We start from the raw sequence: 14,735 nt of genomic DNA on the forward strand, positions 1-14,735 counted from the left end.
GGAGGACGCACCTCTCGACGAGGTCGGGGCGTCCGCTGGACCGCGGGAACGTCTGCGTCCCGTCGACGACGATCAGAACGGGTAGCTCGCCGGCTCGCCTCGCATCGTGATCCAGCGGGTCTCGGTGAACGCCTCGATGTTCGCCGTCGCGCCGCCCAGCCGGCCCAGCCCGGATGCGCCGATGCCGCCGAAGGGGGCGTTCGCCTCGTCGTTCACCGTCTGGTCGTTGATGTGCACGATGCCGGTCGGGATCTGTTCGGCGAGCGCCAGTCCGCGCATCACGTCGCGGGTGACGATGCCGAGCGACAGCCCGTAGTCGCTCTCGGAGGCCAGCCGCACTGCCTCCTCGAGGGAGGAGACTCGGGTGACGGGAGCGACCGGGCCGAAGACCTCCTCGGTGAAGACGGGCGAGGTGAGGGGGACCTCGGCCAGCACGGTCGGCCGGTAGAAGAGCCGGTCGTACTCCCCGCCCGCCGCCAGGCGCGCGCCTTGGTCGACACTGCCAGTGACCAGGCCGTGGATCTTGTCCCGCGACCGCTCGTCGATGATCGGACCGAGCGCAACCTGCTCGGTGGCGGGGTCGCCGACCGGCAGGTGATCGGCCTTCGCCGCGAGCTGGTCGACGAAGTCGTCGTAGATCCCGTCGGCGACGAAGTACCGGCCGGTGGTCATGCAGATCTGGCCCTGGTTGAGGAACGACGCCCATCCGGTCAGCCCGACCGCCTTCTCGACGTCCGCGTCGTCGAGGATCAGCAGCGCCGAGTTGCCGCCCAGCTCGAGGTGAGCTCGTTTGAGGTGTCGGCCGGCGAGCTCCCCGATCGACCGGCCGACCGCCGTCGAGCCGGTGAACGAGATCACGCGGACGTGCGGGTCGGCCACCATCGCCTCACCGACGTCCTTGCCACCGGGGAGCATCTGTAGCACGCCGGCCGGCAGCCCGGCCTCCTCGAAGATGCGCGCCAGCACCGTGCCGCCCGTGACCGCCGTGCGGGGGTCTGGCTTGAGGAGGACGGCGTTCCCGAGAGCGAGCGCCGGGGCCACCGACCTGATGCCGAGGATGATCGGGACGTTGAACGGCGAGATGACAGCCACCACGCCGGCCGGCAGCTGGCGGGCCATGGAGAGCCGGGGCTGCTCGCTGGGGAGTACCTGGCCGATCGGCTGCCCCGGCAACGAGGCGGCCTGATAGCACTCCTCGGCTGCGACGTGCAGGGCGAAGTCGGCCATCGGCGGGATCGCGCCGACCTCGCGAACGTTCCAGTCGCGGATCTCGTCAGCGTGCTCGGCCCACAGGTCGCCAGCTCTGCGGAGCACCGCCGCTCGCGCAGTGTGCGGGAGCGCCGCCCACTCCTTCTGTGCCTGCGCGGCGGAGGAGCCGGCCTCGGCCACGTCCTCGGCATCCGCCTGCCCCATCGTCCCGAGCTCGTTGCCCGTGGCCGGCTCCACGACGGCGTACGTGCCGCCGCCTCCATCGATCCATGCGCCGCCCTTGAAGACCTTGCCCTCCCACGCGACGCCCTCGAGCAGTGTCATGACCTACCCCAGACTTCCTCGGCCGTCTCGACGACCAGCCGCAGCTTGGCCCGCTCCTGCTCTTCGCTCAACTCGTTGCCCTCCACTGTGGACGAGAAGCCGCACTGAGGCGAGAGGCAGAGCTGTTCGAGTGGCACGTACTTCGACGCCTCGTCGATCCGGCGCTTGAGATCGTCCTTGTCCTCGAGCCGGCCAGTCTTGGTGGTGACCAGGCCGAGCACGACCTGCTTGTCCTGGGGGACGAACCGCAACGGCTCGAAGCCGCCGGAACGCTCGTCGTCGTACTCGAGGAAGAAGCCGTCCACGTCGAGCTGCGAGAAGAGAACCTCGGCCACGAAGTCGTAGCCGCCCTCGGCCGCCCACGACGAGCGGAAGTTGCCGCGGCACATGTGTGTCGTGACCCGCATGCCATCCGGGCGGCCGGCGATCGCGGCGTTGACATTCGCGACGTACTGCTCGTGCAGGTGCTCCGGGTCCCCGCCCTGGGCCGCGACCATCGCGCGCTGCTCGGGGTCGTTGAGGTAGGCGAGGCTGGTGTCGTCCAGCTGGAGGTAGGTGCAGCCGAGCTCCCCGAGTCGGCGGACCTCCTCGGCGTACGCCGCGGTGAGGTCGGCCCAGAACGGCTCGAGCTCGGCGTAGACCGACTCGTCGATGGCTGCTCGGCCGCCGCGGTAGTGGACCATGTTCGGCGAGGGGATGGTCAGCTTCGGCACCTGCTCGTCGGTCGTCACGCCCACCAGGTACTCCAACGCGTCTCCGAAGATCGTGTGTCCGAGCCGCACCCGGTCGTGGACGCTCAGTGCCGCGGTCTCGAAGTCGAGCGCGGCGGCCTTGTTGCGGAAGTGAACTGCCAGCTTCTGATCGGTCGGGTCGACGCCCTCGAGCTGGTAGATGAAGTCCATGTGCCACGAGGTGCGACGGAACTCACCGTCGGTTGCGGTGCGTATGCCCGCATCGCGCTGGAGGGCCACCGCATCGCTGATCGCCCGGTCCTCGGCCACCCGCAGTCCTGCGTCGTCGAGATCACCGGCCCGATGTCGCGCCCGCGCCTCGAGCAGTGCCGCCGGTCGCAGCAGGCTGCCGACGTGGTCGGCGCGGAAAGGTGGGAGCGTGCGCGCTGCCATGTCTCGCAGCGTACTCGCGCGCGTGTCGTGGCCCGGCGCCCGGAGCCGCTTCGGTCTTGATGTCGGCTAGGAACCTGACAACGCGAGACGGGGGTAGACGCGGCGCGCGTTGCCCTCGTAGATCGCGGCTCGCTGCTCGTCGGAGAGCGGCGCGGCTTCGACGTACCGCCGGGTGTCGTCGAAGCCGCGCCCCGTCTCGGGGTCGACCCCGCGCACCGCGCCGACCATCTCCGAGCCGAAGAGGATGTTGTCGGTGTCGACGACGGAGACCAGCAGGTCGATGCCCGGCTGGTGGTAGACGCAGGTGTCGAAGAAGACGTTGCGCATCAGGTGCTCGCCGAGAGGAGGCTTGGAGAGCGTGTCCGCCAGACCCCGGTAGCGGCCCCAGTGATAGGGCACGGCCCCACCGCCGTGCGGGATGACCAGCCGGAGGTCAGGGAAGTCGGCGAAGAGATCGCCCTCGAGCAGCTGCATGAACACCGTGGTGTCGGCGGCCAGGTAGTAGCCGCCGGTGGCGTGGAGGGCGGGGTTGCAGCTCGCGGACACATGCACCATCGCGGGCATGCCCAGCTCGACCATGACCTCGTAGAGGGGATACCAGTACCGGTCCGTCAGCGGCGGGGCGGAGAAGGCGCCCCCGCTCGGGTCCGGGTTCAGGTTCAGGCCCACGAAGCCCGACGCCGCGCATCGGCGGACCTCGGCCACCGCGGCGGCCAGCGGCTCACCAGCGGTCTGCGGGAGCTGGCAGACGGCGGCGAAGTCGTCGGGGAAGAGCTCGACGACCCGGGCGATGAGGTCGTTGTTCGCCTCCGCCCAGGCGCGAGAGACCGCGAGGTCGCCACGATGATGGCCCATGGCCGAGGCTCGCGGCGAGAACAGAGTCCGGTCGATACCGCGCTGGGCGGCGAGCCGGAGCTGATGATCTCGCAGGCTCTCCGCGATGTCGTCGTCGGACGGCAGCCGGTAGGGGTCGGGGTGTACGCCGGCGGCGTACGCCCCGAGCTGACGCTCGCGCCAGGACCTGTGCACGGCAGGGGCCGTGGTGTAGTGACCGTGACAATCGATGATCACGAGACGCCGCCTCGATTGTGGACGATATTGTGGTCAACCTACGCCCACGTGACGGTTCCGGGCCGCGCCGGCCGTTCGGAAGGATGTGACCGATGAGCTCCACCGAGGACCCACGGCGCGTTGACGCGGGCTCGGTCGCGGACGCCATCCGTGAGCGCATCGCGACGGGGGCCTACGCGCCAGGGCAGCGGCTCGTGGAGGCCGACCTGATCGAGGAGCACGGCGTGGGCCGCGGAGCGGTCAGGACGGCACTGATCCAGCTCGAGCAGGCGGGCCTGGTCGAGCGGGTCGCCAACCGCGGTGCCCGGGTGCGGATGATCGAGATCGACGAGGCCGTGCGGCTGATGGAGGTGCGCATGGTCGTCGAGGGCCTGTGCGCCGCCAAGGCGGCGGAGAACGCGACACCGGCGGACATCAGGGAACTCCGCGCGATCGCCTCGGCGATGACGCAGGCCGTCGGCGCGGGAGAGCCGACGGTCTATTCCAACCTCAACGCCCAGCTGCACGACACCGTGCGTCGCATCGCCGACCAGCACGTGGCCACCGAGGTGCTGCTGGGTTTGCAGGCTCGCAACGTGCGCCACCAGTTCCGGCTGGCGATGCGGCCCGGGCGGCCCCAGGTGTCGCTGCCCGAGCACCTGGCGCTGATCGACGAGATCTGTGCGAAGGACCCGGGGGCCGCGGACCGGGCTGCGCGCCGGCACGTGGCGAGCGTGATCGAGGCGATGCGGGCCTGATCGACAGGTGGGCGTCAGATTGTTCTTCATATTGTGAACAATCTGGGTTACGGTCAGGGAGATCACACCGCCTACGGGCTGACGCCCGATCGAGGGGTCTGCATGCCAGGCACCATCGTCACCGACGTCCCACGACCCGACGAGGGCGGCGTCGCCGCGCTGCGGGGCTACGGCGTGGCCACCGTCCACGAGGCCATGGGTCGCGTCGGCAGCCTCGGACCGGAGCTGCGGCCGATCCAGCAGGGGGTGACGATCGCCGGGCCTGCCGTGACGGCGCTGTGCTGGCCCGGGGACAACCTGATGATCCACGCCGCGGTCGAGCAGTGCTCGCGCGGGGACGTCCTGGTCGTCGCGACGGCATCCCCGGCGACTCATGGGATGTTCGGCGACCTGTTCGCCACCGCGCTGATGCACCGGGGTGTGCGCGGCGTGGTCGTCGACGCGGGGGTCCGCGACACCGCGACCCTGAGGGAGCTGGGGTTTCCCGCCTGGTCTCGGTACGTGTCGGCGGAGGGCACGGTGAAGGCCACGGCCGGGAGCGTGAACATGCCAGTCGTGCTGGCCGGCCAGCAGGTCAGGGCCGGCGACGTCGTCGTCGCCGACGACGACGGCGTGGTCGTCGTACGTCGTGAACGCGTGGCCGAGACGGTCCGGGCCTCGGCGGCCCGGGCCGAGAGGGAGGATGCGGCTCGCGCGGCGTTCTCCCAGGGCGAGCTCGGTCTGGATCGCTACGGCCTCCGTCAGCGCCTGGCAGACCTGGGAGTCGGGTACGGGGCGTGGGCCGACATCCCGGAGGCGCAATGACGTCGACACCAACCCCCTGGGGGACGATCGCGCACCTGGGGACCGTCGAGCTCTTCAGCCCTGACCTCGAGGGTTCGGTGTGGTTCTTCACCGAGATCCTCGGAATGACCGAGACCGGACGCGGCGACGGTTCGGTCCTGCTGCGCGCCTACGACAACTACGAGACCACCAGCCTGGTGGTCACCGAGCGGGACCGACCCGGCATGGGTGCCACGGCGCTGCGGGCCAGCAGTCCTGAGGCGCTCGACAGGATCGAGCGCGCGCTGGGGGAGAGCGGTCATGAGACAACCTGGATCGACGGGTACGCCGGACACGGGCGCACCTTGCGCACCACCGACCCGGACGGGCACGCGATCGACGTGTACTACGACACCACGTGGTACGACGCTCCGGCCGAGCTGCGCGCAGCGCTGAAGAACCAGCCACAGGCCAAGCCCAACCGGGGCATCGGCGTACGCCGCCTCGACCACGTCAACTACCTGGCCCAGGACGTGCTCGCCAACGTCGAGTTCCACCAGCAGGTGCTGGGGGCGCGGGCGACGGAGCAGATCCGCCTGGAGAGCGGGAAGATCGCGGCGCGTTGGCTGACCTACACCCAGAAGTCCTACGACGTCGTCTACACCGAGGACTGGACCGGCTCCCAGGGGCGGCTGCACCACGTCGCGTTCGCGACCGACGGCCGCGAGGACATTCTGCGCGCCTGTGACATCTGCGTCGACCACGACGTGTTCATCGAGACCGGCCCTCACAAGCACGCGATCCAGCAGACCTTCTTCCTCTACGTCTACGAGCCGGGCGGCAACCGGATCGAGCTGTGCAACCCCCTGACACGGCTCGTCTTCGCTCCCGACTGGCGACTGGTCACCTGGACCGAGGAAGAGCGGAAGAAGGGCCAGGCCTGGGGCCTGAAGACGATCGAGAGCTTCCACACGCACGGCACCCCGCTCGTGTGAGCGCAGGAGAGAGAAGGAACCATGAGTGAAACCGTGGCGGCGAACGACACTCCCTCGGTCCTGCCCCGGCTCGCTGCCGGCACGCTCGTGGCCGCGGTCGCGGCCTGCTTCGTAGCGCAGATCGGGGTGAGCATCCCGGCGACCACGCAGGGCTACATCAACCAGGACCTCCACGTCTCGTCGACGACGCTGACCTGGGTCTCCGACGCCTTCATGGTGCCCGTCACGCTGCTCGAGCTCTCCTTCGGCGTGGTCGGCGACCTGTTCGGTCGCAAGCGGCTGCTGGCCATCGGCGCCGCGTTGATGGCGCTCGGCGGTCTGCTCGCCTTCCTCACACCCGAGGGTCATGGCGCGGGCCTCCTGCTCACGGGCCAGGTCGTCTCGGGTATCGGAGCCGCAGCGCTCTTCCCCACCTCGATCGCCATGATCGCCGCAGGCACGCACACGGTCGAGGAGCGTGCGCGGACGCTCTCGATCTGGGCCGCCGCGCTCACCACTGGAGGCTTCGGATCGCCCCTGATCGGCGGCGTGCTGGCCCGCATCCGTCACTCCGGCGGAGAGTTCGCCAGCTGGAGGTGGGCGTTCCTCGCAATGGCGGTGCTCGCCCTGGCCAGCGTCGTCATCACGATGGTCGCCGCGCAGGACTCGTCCTCCCCCCAGGGCCGCTCTCTGGACTGGCCCGGTCAGATCACCATCGCCGTCGCGCTGTTCGCGCTGATCTACTCGGTGGTCCAAGGCGCCCAGGACGGCTGGGGAAGCCCGGTGATCATCGGCGGGTTCGTGCTCGCGGCGCTGTTCCTGGCCATCTTCGTGGTGGTCGAACGCCGCGTGGACAGGCCGCTGATCCGGCTCGAGCTGTTCAGCAACCGGATGTTCACCGTGTCTGCGGTCGTGACCGTGCTCGGGATGTTCGCCTACCTCGGCACGGCGTACGGCACCAGCATCCGGCTGTCGGCGATCCAGAACTACACGCCGCTCAAGACCTCGGTCGGGTTCGTGCTGCTCAACATCATGGGCGTGATCCTCTTCCCGGTGAGCACGAAGATGCTCCAGAGGCTCAACCCGGGCTGGGTGCTGGCCGCCGGCATGGGGTTGATCGGAGTCGGCGACGTCGCGCTCGCCGCGATCCCGGCCACGCACCTGGGCCTGGCCGCGGTCGCCGTCCCCCTCCTCGTCGTCGGCGCCGGCTTCAAGATCGCAGTCACCGCCATCACCGTCGTCGCCGTGAACAGCGTCCCCACGTCGAAGGCCGGGATGGCCAGCGGAGCCACCAGCATGCTGCGCGACTTCGGCCTGACGCTGGGCCCGGCGATCGTTGCGGCGATCGCCCTGACCAACGCGGCCAACGCGATCAGCGCGAAGATCGCGGCCTCGCCGAGCCTCGGCAAGGCCGTGGATGCCTTCAACTCCTCGAGCCAGGTGCCGCCACCGCTCAAGGGAGCGGTGAACTCCGGACCCCTGGGTGCGAACGCGATCCCGGATCCGCCGAACCCACTGAAGGATGTGGCCTTCCACGCCCTCTCGCACGGCTACGGGCTCGGGTACCTCGTCTGCGGCATCTCCGCTCTGGTCGCCGCCCTGATCGCGGCGCTGATGCTCGGCGGACGGTCCCATGCCCACGCCTTCGTGGATGTGGCGGAGATGGCCGACCCCCGCTAGTCGTGCCAGACCTGGTCCGTGGACTGTCGTCGATGGCGACGAAGGCGCTGCTCGCCGAGCTGAGCGGCGTCGCACGGCGCCATCACTCCTGGGACGTGCGGTTCGAGTCCGCAGCAGGAGTCGAGGTCACTCGCAAGGTTCGCGGCGGGGTGCGAGTCGACCTCGTGGTGCAGGGGGAGGAGGAGATGCTCGAGCTGGACGCCGATGGCGTCCTGGAGCCGCGCACGCTGCGGCCGCTGTTCGTCTCCGACGTGGTCGCTGCCGTCCCCGAGAGCGCCGTGTGGTCGCCGTTCGACTCCGAGCAGCAGCTGAGAGAGGCGCTGGTCGGTACGGCTCGGGTCGCCTACTCGACGGGCCCGAGCGGCAAGGCGTTCCTCGACCTCCTCGAACGCTGGGGCCTCGAGCAGGTCATGGAGGAGAGGCTGGTCCGGGCCGCACCCGGCACCCCCGTCGGGAGCCTGCTCGCCGCCGGTCAGGCCGACCTCGGGTTCCAGCAGCGCAGTGAGCTGGCCGATCTCGCGGGGATACGAGTCCTCGGCCCCCTGCCGGGGACGGCCAGGATCCGCTCGACGTTCAGCGGAGCCCTGCTGGCGCGGGCGGCGAAGCCGGCTCTCGCTCGTGAGGTGCTCGGCTTCCTCGGATCGGAGGAGGTCGAGGGTCGGGTCGTGGCGGCGGGCATGATGCTCGCCCGAGCCTGACCCAGCGACGCCTCACTCGCTGTCGTCGTCCGCGGAACCCTCCGGTACCTCGGCCCGGTGGGTCGTCGCGGTGTCGTGGACGGTGCGGTTGTCGATCACGATCGCCTCGATCCCCGATCCTGTGGAGGAGGTGGGACACCATGACCCCCGCCGGACCCACGCCCACGACTGCGGACCTGTGTCCGGGTCCGAGAGCGTCCGGCCTCCCGTACCGCCACTCGAGGGCGGGCGACCCCTCGGTCATCCCGTGCTAGTCGAGGTCGTCGATGAAGTTCGTGACCTTGAAGGTCGCCTTCTGGTATCCGGGCTTGGTCAGGGTGATCCGCACGGAGACGCGGTGACCGTTGATCGACCAGTGACCGTGGTGGTACGTCAGGTGCTTCGACTTCAGCTCGCTGCGCGCTCCCGCGCCCATCGGTCCGTACGGCGCGCCGTTGTGAACCGAGCCCGAGGTCTTCTTGACGACCTTCTTGCCGACGTACCAGCGGTAGGAGGCATCGAAGCGCTTCATCGAGGGCTTCCAACCGATCTGGTTCTCGGACAGGTAGTCGGACACGCATGCCTTGCGGAAGGGCACGAGCTTGACGCGGTTGCCCGGCTCAACCTTCCAGCGACCGGCACCGACCTGAGCGGTCAGGAAGTCCGCCGGCTCTGCTGACTCCCGGGTGCCGCACGCGCCCGCCTGCTTGAAGTGGTGGAGGCCCGAGGCGTCGCTGGCGGGACCGGAGATCACGAGACCGGCAGTGGCGGCGGCGCCACAGGTGAGGACGACGAGCAAGCGCTTCGGCATGAGGAGACCTATCTCGAGGCTGTCCGGGTGACCTGTCGGTCACCTATCGACCGTGCGTCGTCACGATCGCCAAGGGGGCGAGCGAGGTCAATCGTCAATATGCGGGTTGTGCGCCCACGGGATAGCCCTTCGGTCGGACCGTCAAGGAGGCGTCGGCAAGGTACGGGGAGACGATGACCAGCAACGAGGGCGACAGCCTCGAAGTGGCCTTGGCCTCGTTCGGGACTCGCAACTTCTCCCACGGCTGCCTGGCCGGCTGCCGACGGGCGCGGCTCGCGATGACGATGAGGCCGGCACTGCTTGCGGCGGAGGGGACGAGCCAGGTGCTTGCCGCCGACTTCGGCGCCGTCTCGACGTCGGGCGACGGGCTCACCCGGACGTTGTCCATGGGCGGACACGAGGTGAGCGTCGAGTTCGCAACTGCTGGGGATGCTGACCGGTTCGTGCGGGTGCGCGGATTCCAGCGGAAGACGGCGAGTCAGGGTGCAGCAGCTCGCGCGCTTGGACGACCGGGCGCGATCTCCAGGTGGGCGGACCCGGTGGTCGAGGGCTCCCCGTCCCGGGACCCCGTCTCACCCTGTGACTCTTCCTCGTCGGGTTCCCGCTGGCGGGTGTCGTCTGTCTCGTGGCTCCACTGGTCAGCGTCGGCGTGCCGGTCTGCCTGGCCGCCCTGACGCGCGTTGTCGTCTACGGCCACCAGCTGCGCGCCGAGGACGCTCAACGGTTGGTCGCAGGCCGTCGCGACAGCCACGTGAGCTGGAGGTGCTCCGGGCCGGATCGAGCCGTCAGGCGCCTGGCCTGGGGTCGGGCCCGAACGGTCCGGCGATCCCTGCGCCGGCCGTCTGGATGTTCGGCGCGTCGTCCAGGGCGCAGCCTGACAGAAGGCTGACTGAAACCCGGGCCCGCGGCGTGACTCAGCGCTGATCGGGGCATGCTGGGAGGTGTGCAAGGCCTGGCAGCCCGGCGACGAGCGGGAGTGATGGCCTCGGCCCTCACCCAGACGGTGGCCGAGGCCCTGGGTCGTGAACGTCGTGCCGACCCGGTGCTGCCGCGAACCGGGGGGCCTGCCGGCAATGCTCTCCTCACGGCGTGGACCGGTCTCGTGCTTCTCGTGGGCTCGATCGCGGAGCTGCTCACCTTGGTCAACATCCGCGGGCTGATCTCCTGGCACGTCGCCATCGGCGCCCTGCTGGTGCCGCCGGCGGTGATGAAGTCCGCGAGCACAGGGTGGCGGATCGCCTGGTACTACGCGGGCAAGCGAGCCTACGTCGACGCGGGCCCCCCGCCGTTGCCGCTGCGACTGCTCGGTCCGCTGGTCGTGGCCTCGACCTTGGGCGTGCTGGGCTCCGGCGTGCTGCTGGTGCTGCTCGGTCCGGTTCGTGCGCATGACAGGCTCGCTGCGGTGCTCGGCTTCCGCATCGATTGGGTGAGCCTGCACCAGGGATCCTTCGCCGTGTGGGCGGTGGCGACGGGGTTGCACCTGCTCGGTCGGATCCTTCCGGCTCTCAGGATCACCATGGTCAGGGGCGATTCGGTCACCGTGCCGGGCGCCTGGAGCCGAGGGGTGGTGCTGACGCTGACGACGGTGTCGGCGGTGGCCCTCGCCGTGCTCCTCGTTCACCACGCCGGCAGCTGGGCCGACCTACGCCACCTGGACTTCCCTCACGGCCGGTCCTCAGGCCCCGGGTGACCCGTCGGAGCCGATGAGGTCCCGGGCTGGTACGGCGTGGGGGAGGGACATCGCGAAGACCGTGCCCCCACCGACCCGGTGCCGGACGTCGACCCACCCCCCGTGCCCCTCGGTGATCGCCTTGACGATGGCGAGACCGAGACCTGCTCCTGAGGAGCTCGCGCCCTGTCCGCGGTTGAAGCGCTCGAACAGCGAGTCGGCCAACGAGTCCGGAACCCCGGGTCCGCGGTCCGCCACGGAGATGACGTAGTGGTCGGCCGCCCGCCGGGCGGTCACCTCGACCGGCGTGCTCGGTGGGCAGTGGGCGATGGCGTTCCCGATCATCTCGTCGATCGCCTCGGCGACGTGCGTCGGATCGACGGGGAGGACGTCGTCCTGGAGGACGCCCGTCTGGACCGAGGCGTGCACCGCGGTCCACCGGGCGACGGTCGTGGCCACGAGGCCGCCCATCGCGGTCTGGACCGGGTACAGGAAGTCGGGCTGCTCGCTCCTGGCGAGCCGGAGGAACCTGTCCGAGATCGACTTCAGGCGGTTGAGCTCGGCGACGACGACGCGGGCATCTTCGACCGTCTCGGCGTCGGTCGCAGTGCGTTGCAGCAGCTCGGCGTGACCGAGCGCGATCGTCAGGGGCGTGCGGAGCGCGTGGGAGGTGTTCTGCACCATGATCCGACTCTGCTCCACCAGCGTCAGGTTGTGGGCGGCGATGCGCTCGGTCTCCTGCTGGGCCGTGACGCGGTGCCTGACGTGGAGGACCATCACCAGGAAGACGGCCGACATCAGCGGGATCTCGGTGAGCTCGTCGGGCTCTTGGAAGCCGTGGGCGACGTCGACCACCAATGCCGCGCCGGTGAGCACCACGATCACGGCCAGGGAGATGACGGTGACCTTCATGGTCCAGACCCGCCACCCGTACATCAGCGAGACGCCGATCCAGATGAAGTGGAACGGCACGGTCGCCCAGTCGCGGAGCATGAGCATGCCCCACGCGTTCGCCGCGACGAAGCACCACCACGCGACGTCGACCCAGTGCGGGCGCAACGCCAGGGTCGTGCTGGCAGGAGCCAGGGTGGAGGCCTCAGAGATCGACGCCATAGCCGACTCCGCGCTCGGTGACGATGGCACGGCTGCCCAGCTTCTTGCGGATCCGGCGCACGTACACGTCCACGACGTTGGTCTCCGGGTCGAAGTCGTAGCCCCATACCTCGGAGAGGAGTCGCTGCTTGGTGACGCTCTGCCCCGCGTGCTGCATGAGCTCACCGAGGAGGGCCGACTCCCGCCGGGTGAGCACCACCTTCGTGTGCGGGGTGGTGACCTCGTGCCGGACCGTGTCCAGCTCGAACTGACGGGTGCTCAGCACCACGCCCTCAGGTGAGCGCACGCGCATCCGCGCCCGCACGCGTGCCAGCAGCTCGTTGAGCGCGAACGGCTTGCCCAGATAGTCGCTGGCGCCGAGGTCCAGCGCGCGCACCTTGGACCGGGTATCGGTCAGGCACGACAAGATCAGCACGGCCTGGTCGGGATTGTGGTGCACCAGTCGTCTGAGGAGGGACATCCCGTCCAAGCCGGGCATCACGAGGTCGAGGACGACGAGCCGGTACGCCTGCGTCAGCGCCAGCCGATAGCCCTCGAGCCCACTCTCGGCACAGTCGACCTCGACGCCCTCGGCACGCAGCGCCCGGGACACGAAACGCAGGACCCCAGGCTCGTCATCGATCACCAGGACGCGGTCCCGGGCCATGGCTTACCCCACAATCCCCCGAGAAACGCCGGGAGTTTAGCCCTTTCTCGCCGAATCGGCGCGGAGTGGTGCCAGATCGATGCGTCAGGGGTACGCACCGAGAGCGGTGCGGGCCGGGCCCGGAGTGGCCTCGGCCACTGCCTGGGGAGCAGGTAGGTCCGCGGACGAACACAGGGTGGAGGCGGCGACCTTCCACAGCGCCTCGGGCTTTCGGTGGCCAGAGCCGGACATCGTGGCCTCCCGTCGTCGACGTCGCCCTCAGTTGAGCGGGGGCACCCGTGTCGTTGCTGCGGGCCACGGGTCGGCGGCCTGAGAGGCTCTTCCGGCCGCTCTCATGAAAGTTTTGTCATGTGGAGGCGCGAATGCCGCGAGTTCGTTGACAGCCGTCAACCAACGGTCTAGACACCACCTGGGATTCGAGGGAAACGAAAGGTTGCGATGAGTCCGAGAAAGCTCATCGGTCCGGTCGCGACTGTCCTCATCGGGGGGGCATTCGTCTCCGTACTGGGTCTTCTGTTGCACCAGAGTCTGAGTCCGGCGGTCGCGGCGCGCGTCGCGGCTGCCACCACCCCGTCGTCCACCGAGCGGCACCACGTCTACGTCAACCTGTCGACGTACCCGGACAGCATGGCGGGTGAGCACGGCAAGGACGGTGGCGCCAACCCCGACTGGGTCAGCTACGGACCGGGGACGAACATCCGGGTCCCCGCTCACTCGCTGGTCACGGTGACCATCAGCCAGTACGACGGCGGCGAGGCGATCACCAACCCGTGGTTCGCCAAGGTGCACGGCACGGTCGGCGGGACCGAGACCGTGAACGGCAAGCCGGTGACCCAGGTCGACCCTGAGGAGATCGGGCACACCTGGACGCTGCATGCGGCGCCCACCGCCCAGGACTCGCTGTTCGTGAGCGCGCCGTTGCCGGCGGTCCCGGACTCCGCGCCGCTGGCACCCGGGAGTGCCTACCCCAAGCCCATCGAGGTGACGTTCTCCTTCTACACCAAGAGCCCCGGCAAGTACGTGTGGAACTGCGAGTTCCCGTGCGGGGACGGGTACTACGCGAAGTTCGGTGGCCCCATGTCCACCCGTGGCTACATGTCGGGCACGTTCACCGTCACCTGACGGCGGAGACCAAGGAAGAGGGACACTGTGTCGGTCGCAACGACGCCAGCAGGTGCTCCGGACCGCTCGACGAGATCGGACCTGCGAACCATCGGCCTGCTCTGGGCGATCTTCACCATCCTCGGAGTGGTGTTCGCGCTCGTCGTCCCCCACCACCTCATGGGGCGGCCGGCCAGCAACACGATGACTGAGGTGGAGCGCACGTTCACCGTGTTCTCGGTGGCCTCGGCACCGGTCGCCGCGGCGGTGTGGGCACTCGCGGTCTACAGCCTTCTCCGCTGGCGGAGGCGGGGCGCCTGGAAGGAGGGCGACCCGGACGGGCCCGCGCTGCGTGGTCACGGGCTCACGACCGGCGCCTGGATGTTCGTCTCCTCCGCGCTGTGCCTGTTCCTCCTGATCTGGGGACTGGACGCTCTGAGCAAGGTGGACTCGGCGGCCGCTGCGTCCGGCGATCCCCTCGAGATCGACGTCACCGGCCAGCAGTGGGTCTGGACCTTCACCTACCCCTCCGATGGCGTGGAGTCGGACCAGCTGGTCCTGCCGCTGGACCGGCCGGTCGTGTTCAAGGTGACCAGCGACGACGTCATCCACTCGTTCTGGGTCCCCGAGATGGGGATCAAGGTCGATGCCAACCCAGGCATGACCACCACCACCTCCACGACACCCGACCGGCTGGGCACCTACCACGTCCGCTGCGCCGAGCTGTGCGGACTGCTGCATGCCGACATGGAGACCGGCGCCCAGGTCGTCTCGACCAATGACTTCGACAGCTGGGTGGCCGGACAGGGAGGACACGCATGAATCGGCGCAGGGGAG

Annotated in this window: 14 protein-coding genes; 8 read left to right on the top strand and 6 right to left on the bottom strand. The window is 69.5% G+C overall.

All coding sequences use genetic code 11. From position 1 onward, the window contains the following. Positions 1–72: 72 nt before the first annotated feature. The 3 genes from VHW64_RS10105 to VHW64_RS10115 all read right to left on the bottom strand — a co-directional run bounded on the left by VHW64_RS10105 (position 73) and on the right by VHW64_RS10115 (position 3,728). Positions 73–1,533 carry a benzaldehyde dehydrogenase gene (locus VHW64_RS10105; RefSeq protein ID WP_329650417.1) on the bottom strand — a complete coding sequence of 487 codons (1,461 nt, stop codon included), beginning with the start codon at positions 1,531–1,533 and terminating at the stop codon, positions 73–75. Further along, positions 1,530–2,657 (bottom strand): 5-methyltetrahydropteroyltriglutamate--homocysteine S-methyltransferase, encoded by a 1,128-nt coding sequence (locus VHW64_RS10110; RefSeq protein ID WP_329650418.1) that lies wholly within the window; start codon positions 2,655–2,657, stop codon positions 1,530–1,532. Before VHW64_RS10110 ends, VHW64_RS10105 begins: the two co-directional genes overlap by 4 nt. Before the next feature lie 66 nt (positions 2,658–2,723). Beyond that, entirely contained in the window at positions 2,724–3,728 is a 1,005-nt protein-coding gene (locus VHW64_RS10115; protein WP_329650419.1) for an amidohydrolase family protein, read from the bottom strand. Between the two features lie 92 nt (positions 3,729–3,820). Between VHW64_RS10115 and VHW64_RS10120 the strand changes: the two genes are divergently transcribed. From VHW64_RS10120 to VHW64_RS10140, 5 genes are all read left to right on the top strand, one after another. Beyond that, on the top strand, positions 3,821–4,465 hold the full coding sequence (locus tag VHW64_RS10120) for a GntR family transcriptional regulator (protein ID WP_329650420.1): 645 nt from the start codon (positions 3,821–3,823) through the stop codon (positions 4,463–4,465). Positions 4,466–4,567: 102 nt separating this feature from the next. Beyond that, positions 4,568–5,269: a 4-carboxy-4-hydroxy-2-oxoadipate aldolase/oxaloacetate decarboxylase gene (locus tag VHW64_RS10125; RefSeq protein ID WP_329650421.1), complete on the top strand. Its 702-nt coding sequence runs from the start codon at positions 4,568–4,570 to the stop codon at positions 5,267–5,269. Then, positions 5,266–6,222, top strand: a complete 957-nt coding sequence (locus VHW64_RS10130) for a VOC family protein (RefSeq protein ID WP_329650422.1) — start codon at positions 5,266–5,268, stop codon at positions 6,220–6,222. The genes VHW64_RS10125 and VHW64_RS10130 overlap by 4 nt, the downstream gene beginning before the upstream one ends. A 21-nt stretch (positions 6,223–6,243) precedes the next feature. Then, positions 6,244–7,881 (top strand): MFS transporter, encoded by a 1,638-nt coding sequence (locus VHW64_RS10135; protein WP_329650423.1) that lies wholly within the window; start codon positions 6,244–6,246, stop codon positions 7,879–7,881. Positions 7,882–7,913: 32 nt separating this feature from the next. Further along, positions 7,914–8,579, top strand: a complete 666-nt coding sequence (locus VHW64_RS10140) for a substrate-binding domain-containing protein (protein ID WP_329650424.1) — start codon at positions 7,914–7,916, stop codon at positions 8,577–8,579. 250 nt (positions 8,580–8,829) lie between these two features. On the opposite strand, the gene VHW64_RS10145 is transcribed toward VHW64_RS10140, so the two are convergent. Then, positions 8,830–9,369, bottom strand: a complete 540-nt coding sequence (locus VHW64_RS10145; protein ID WP_329650425.1) for a hypothetical protein — start codon at positions 9,367–9,369, stop codon at positions 8,830–8,832. Between the two features lie 979 nt (positions 9,370–10,348). Between VHW64_RS10145 and VHW64_RS10150 the strand changes: the two genes are divergently transcribed. Next, positions 10,349–11,059, top strand: a complete 711-nt coding sequence (locus tag VHW64_RS10150) for a hypothetical protein (RefSeq protein ID WP_329650426.1) — start codon at positions 10,349–10,351, stop codon at positions 11,057–11,059. On the opposite strand, the gene VHW64_RS10155 is transcribed toward VHW64_RS10150, so the two are convergent. Both VHW64_RS10155 and VHW64_RS10160 read right to left on the bottom strand, forming a co-directional pair. Further along, positions 11,045–12,151, bottom strand: a complete 1,107-nt coding sequence (locus VHW64_RS10155; protein WP_329650427.1) for a HAMP domain-containing sensor histidine kinase — start codon at positions 12,149–12,151, stop codon at positions 11,045–11,047. The genes VHW64_RS10150 and VHW64_RS10155 overlap by 15 nt on opposite strands. Beyond that, positions 12,135–12,797 carry a response regulator transcription factor gene (locus VHW64_RS10160; RefSeq protein WP_329650428.1) on the bottom strand — a complete coding sequence of 221 codons (663 nt, stop codon included), beginning with the start codon at positions 12,795–12,797 and terminating at the stop codon, positions 12,135–12,137. The genes VHW64_RS10155 and VHW64_RS10160 overlap by 17 nt, the downstream gene beginning before the upstream one ends. Positions 12,798–13,313: 516 nt before the next feature. Between VHW64_RS10160 and VHW64_RS10165 the strand changes: the two genes are divergently transcribed. Together VHW64_RS10165 and coxB are read left to right on the top strand one after the other, a co-directional pair. Next, entirely contained in the window at positions 13,314–13,919 is a 606-nt protein-coding gene (locus VHW64_RS10165; protein WP_329650429.1) for a hypothetical protein, read from the top strand. Between the two features lie 27 nt (positions 13,920–13,946). Next, on the top strand, positions 13,947–14,720 hold the full coding sequence (coxB, locus tag VHW64_RS10170) for a cytochrome c oxidase subunit II (protein ID WP_329650430.1): 774 nt from the start codon (positions 13,947–13,949) through the stop codon (positions 14,718–14,720). Positions 14,721–14,735 lie beyond the last annotated feature (15 nt).

Origin of the sequence: Nocardioides sp. (assembly GCF_036267815.1) — a bacterium.
Lineage (GTDB): Bacteria > Actinomycetota > Actinomycetes > Propionibacteriales > Nocardioidaceae > Nocardioides.

Excerpts from the sequence above, each read along its gene's own strand:
- VHW64_RS10145 (WP_329650425.1), bottom strand. The coding sequence starts at position 9,369 with ATGCCGAAGCGCTTGCTCGTCGTCCTCACCTGTGGCGCCGCCGCCACT.
- VHW64_RS10160 (WP_329650428.1), bottom strand. The coding sequence starts at position 12,797 with ATGGCCCGGGACCGCGTCCTGGTGATCGATGACGAGCCTGGGGTCCTG.
- VHW64_RS10125 (WP_329650421.1), top strand. The coding sequence starts at position 4,568 with ATGCCAGGCACCATCGTCACCGACGTCCCACGACCCGACGAGGGCGGC.
- VHW64_RS10140 (WP_329650424.1), top strand. The coding sequence starts at position 7,914 with ATGGCGACGAAGGCGCTGCTCGCCGAGCTGAGCGGCGTCGCACGGCGC.
- VHW64_RS10130 (WP_329650422.1), top strand. The coding sequence starts at position 5,266 with ATGACGTCGACACCAACCCCCTGGGGGACGATCGCGCACCTGGGGACC.
- VHW64_RS10105 (WP_329650417.1), bottom strand. The coding sequence starts at position 1,533 with ATGACACTGCTCGAGGGCGTCGCGTGGGAGGGCAAGGTCTTCAAGGGC.
- VHW64_RS10155 (WP_329650427.1), bottom strand. The coding sequence starts at position 12,151 with ATGGCGTCGATCTCTGAGGCCTCCACCCTGGCTCCTGCCAGCACGACC.
- VHW64_RS10135 (WP_329650423.1), top strand. The coding sequence starts at position 6,244 with ATGAGTGAAACCGTGGCGGCGAACGACACTCCCTCGGTCCTGCCCCGG.
- VHW64_RS10110 (WP_329650418.1), bottom strand. The coding sequence starts at position 2,657 with ATGGCAGCGCGCACGCTCCCACCTTTCCGCGCCGACCACGTCGGCAGC.
- VHW64_RS10150 (WP_329650426.1), top strand. The coding sequence starts at position 10,349 with ATGGCCTCGGCCCTCACCCAGACGGTGGCCGAGGCCCTGGGTCGTGAA.
- VHW64_RS10120 (WP_329650420.1), top strand. The coding sequence starts at position 3,821 with ATGAGCTCCACCGAGGACCCACGGCGCGTTGACGCGGGCTCGGTCGCG.